1 protein-coding gene and 1 pseudogene are annotated in these 1,812 nt (G+C 76.3%); both read right to left on the bottom strand.

Annotated elements, in window-relative coordinates:
- Nucleotides 1–143: 143 nt before the first annotated feature.
- Nucleotides 144–959: an NUDIX domain-containing protein gene (locus ACFXGA_RS39105; protein WP_378097907.1), complete on the bottom strand. Its 816-nt coding sequence runs from the start codon at nt 957–959 to the stop codon at nt 144–146.
- A 25-nt stretch (nt 960–984) separates the two neighbouring features.
- A pseudogene (locus tag ACFXGA_RS39100) lies at nt 985–1,707 on the bottom strand (sensor histidine kinase); the annotation flags it as partial.
- Nucleotides 1,708–1,812 lie beyond the last annotated feature (105 nt).

The following is a 1,812-nucleotide window of genomic DNA, read 5'->3' as shown; positions in this document are numbered from 1 at the left end:
GTTCAGAACAAGATCGACTGTTCTGAACGCTCAACTCGGGTGTTCTGAACGTAGGACACGCGCGTTCTGGACGTAGGACACGCGCGTTCTGGACGTAGGACACGCGCGTTCTGGACGTAGGACACGCGCGGGTTGGGGCGGGGTCACGGGAGGAGGGGGTGGAGGGCGGGGAGGAGGACGCGGTCGGCGGGGAGCCAGTCGACGGTGTCCAGGTCGGTGGCGGAGAGCCAGCGCAGGGCGCGGTGTTCGACGGCGGTCGGGGTGCCGGCGGAGAGGGTGGCGGTGTAGGCGCGGAGGAGGAGGTCGTCGGTCAGGGGGACGTCCGGGCCGAGTTGCGCGCCGGGGGTGACGGCGACGCCCAGTTCTTCGGCGCACTCGCGGATCACGGCCGCTTCGTCCGTTTCGCCCGGTTCGACCCGGCCGCCCGGGAGTTCCCACCTGCCCGCCGCCTCGGGCGGGTAGCTGCGCTGCTGGGCCAGGAGCCGCCCGTCGTGCACGATCGCCGCGCCCACCACCACCCGTGCGCCCAGCAGCTCGACGCTGCGCCGCGACACGGCCGCCGCACGCGCCCGCAGCACCTTCAGGGCCAGGCCGCGGCCCACCAGGACGTCGGCCAGCCGCCCGACCGGCCCGCCGGGGCTCGACCACTCCACCGAGTCGACCACCATCGTCCCGCCGCCGGTGTGCCGCAGGTCCGTGACCAGGCTCAACCGGGGCAGCGGCCCGTCGACCAGCGCCGCCGACACGCCCGTGGTGTCCGCCCTGGTCACGGCCAGCGTCCCCCGCAGCGGCCCGACGGACCCGGTCAGCGACGCGCCGACGTGCAGCACCGGCCCGCCGCCCGAGATCCGCACGCCCAGGCCGCGCACGGCACGGGCCAGCAGCCGGGCGTCGAGCAGCGCGGCGGCGACCGTCCGCAGCGGGGCGTCGACCAGGGTGGTGGCTCTCAGCTCGGGCACGGTCGCCGATCCTGCCACCACGGCGTCACCGGTAGAGCGGCCAGCGCACCTCCAGCCGCGCGCCGCCCTCGGGCGACTCGCCGGCCCGGATGGTGCCGCGCCGCCGCCGCACGAGGTGCGCCACCAGCGCGAGGCCCAGGCCGAAGCCGCCGGTGGCCCGGCCGCGGTCGGACTCGACCCGGTAGAAGCGGTCGAACACCTTCTCCCGGTGCTCCTCGGGGATGCCGTGCCCGTCGTCGTCCACGAGCAGCCGCACCTCCCGCGCGGCCGGCAGCACGGAGATCCGGATGAACGTGCGGGCGTAACGGGCGGCGTTGCGCAGCAGGTTGTCCAGCACCAGCTCCACCTCGGTGCGCGCGGCGGAGATCAGGCACGCGCTCATCGGCGCGGCCAGCCGCACGAGCAAATCGGTCTCGCCGAGCCGGTCCACCGCGGCCTGCGCCTGGAGCACCAGGTCGACGGGTTCGGCGCGGGGCAGCTCGCCGGTGTCCGCGCGGGCCAGGATCAACAGCGCGTCGACCAGCGCGGACAGCCGTTCGGACTCCTCCACCACCGATTCGAGGACCTCGATGGAGAAGTCCGGGTCCGGGTGGGCGACCGCCACCTCGGCCTGCGCCCGCACGGAGGTGACGGGCGACCGCAGCTCGTGCGCGGCGTCACCGGTGAACCGGCGCAGTCGTTCGGTGGCCTCGTCGCGTCGGGCCAGCAGGGCGTTCAACGCCTCGGCGAGCGCTTGCAGCTCGTCCCGGGGGGGGGGGGCGGGCCGGCGCCCCCCCCCCCGCCCCGCGCCGGCGCGCGCCCCCCCCCCCCCCCCCCCGCCCCCCCCCCCCCCCCCCCCCCCCCCCCCCCCCAC

The organism is Actinosynnema sp. NPDC059335, from assembly GCF_042752395.1.
GTDB lineage: Bacteria > Actinomycetota > Actinomycetes > Mycobacteriales > Pseudonocardiaceae > Actinosynnema.
This window is presented reverse-complemented; position numbering and strand designations above follow the sequence as displayed.